General features: G+C 33.1%; 2 protein-coding genes. Both read right to left on the bottom strand.

From position 1 onward, the window contains the following. On the bottom strand, positions 1-925 hold a 925-nt coding region (locus F3G76_RS10310), incomplete at its 3' end, for a thioredoxin reductase (protein ID WP_149706671.1). A 3-nt stretch (positions 926-928) separates the two neighbouring features. Further along, positions 929-2,024 (bottom strand): hypothetical protein (locus F3G76_RS10315; protein WP_188116573.1); only part of this gene is annotated, 1,096 nt, incomplete at its 5' end.

Raw genomic sequence — 2,024 nt, forward strand, 5'->3', positions numbered from 1 at the left:
CCATCACGAAGTAGCTTCCTACTATCTCATCAAGATAAGGCATCATCCCATATTCATCTAGTGGAGGATTTTTAGCTAGTTTTCTAAACTCTTCAGCCATTTGTAAATTTTTATTTAGACCTACTAAATAGGTAGAGTATTCAAATAAATCAGCTAATGCTTCTAGGGCTCCGTCTTGACCAAGCTGGGCTGATAGAAACATTGATTGATATGCTCTTGCTTTAAATCCTGCATAACCTAATCCAACACCTCCTACAAATCCTCCCATATCTCCTAATACTCCTGCACATATATTCCACTCTGCTGCAAATAGTTCTGATTTTAGAGTACCTTTGTGAGCATTTACTTCATCATAAATTTCAGCATACTCTGGCTTTGTTAGTTTGCCATTGCTATCCACTCTACCTATTGCATCTTCTGGGATATCTATCATAGTGCATTTTAGATTACTTCTTTTTACTAGATAGATATATCTATCTCTCTTATCTTTTAAACTTTCATAGTAGGCTTTTTCTGATTTAGTCCAAGGTGATAGTTTATTTGAGCTTGGTTTATAACTAATATCTAGCCATGGTTTAAAAGATAGATAGTCTGTTTGACCTAGAGAATTTGGTTTAGGGTTATAGTATAGGGGTTTATAGTTTTTATATAAAGATGAGTCTAGGATGGAGCGAGCTTCAAGTAAATATTTAGACTGAATTTCTAAGTATTCCTTATTTGTCCTAGGTTTTTTATAATTGTCATTGTTTGGTATCATTAAATTTGTCTTTTTATCAAATGGTATTTCCATTCCATTTGGAGCTATAACTGTATATGTATTAGTGTTATCCATTAAATTTCCTTTATCTTGTAATTTTCCTTTGCTTATTACCACTACTGCTGTGGCTACTAAAAGAGCTATGATGATAAATATGATCTTTTTCATATCTTATCCTATATATAGACCATCTTCCATTACTATGGTAGTGGCTAAACGACCTACTAGGCGAGGTGGGATAGATGATGTGGTTTGAGTACTCTTGTCTTTTCTATCTGACGATCCGAACTCCTTACACCCCACATATATACCCTTTATGTTATTGTTGCCAATAGTATCAAGAGCTTCTACTAGATCTCTTGAGAGGTTACGGTGAGTATTGTCATAGTTGGTGTTAAAAATTCCTAGTCTAAGCATATATATAATATTTGCAGCCTCTTGATAGGCATCTATCGGATATTTTGGTTTGCCTGCTGCTTTATTTGGCAATGCGCCATCCTTGTAATTATTATATATCTCTTTCTCCTCTTTTACATCCAAATTTAACTCCCTTATCTCTACATCAGATTCAGTGTATCTACTTCTAGCATATTTAAAGTAGTTTGCATCTATCTCATTACCAGCTCCTCTTAGCTCATCTAAACATAGATAGGCACTTAGGTTATTTAGTGCTAGTTTAGAAGCTAGGTTAAAAGATAGTTTGTTTTTCTTATGGTCTATGTCATAGTATATAAATGAGTTATAGTCTAGTCCCCCACTACTTATATTAGCTCCTAGAAATAGTCTATTTAAATTTAGGCTTATATAGTTTTGATAGATCATTACTGGATAGTAGCAATAGCTATTTGTACTATTTTTATCATAAGCTTCTTTTATAGACATAGGTTTATATGAGATATTATTTAGTGCGTAAGCTTCATTAAATTTATATGTATATCTTGTGTGCATTATCTCGTTGTAGTTCTCTTCTAGTTTTTCATATGATGTTTTCCAAAGTTCTAATGCACCACTAACCATAGAAGCACCTATGCTCTTGCCTAATGATCCTGCATAATCTTTTATTAGTCTCTTTATCTCTTGAAAATCTGTATAGCTAAACCTATGAGTATATCTCATAAAGGTATATGTTGTGATCTCTGTATAAGTTATACTTAGTTTATAATACTCCATCGCCATATGAAGCCTAAAAGCGTTTGAAGCTTGAATGATTAGATTAAGCTTTGAATGTTGTAAAACTACGCTTGTAGTTTTTAGACTCGTTATTAGC

This window comes from Campylobacter concisus, from assembly GCF_902460575.1.
GTDB lineage: Bacteria > Campylobacterota > Campylobacteria > Campylobacterales > Campylobacteraceae > Campylobacter_A > Campylobacter_A concisus_AW.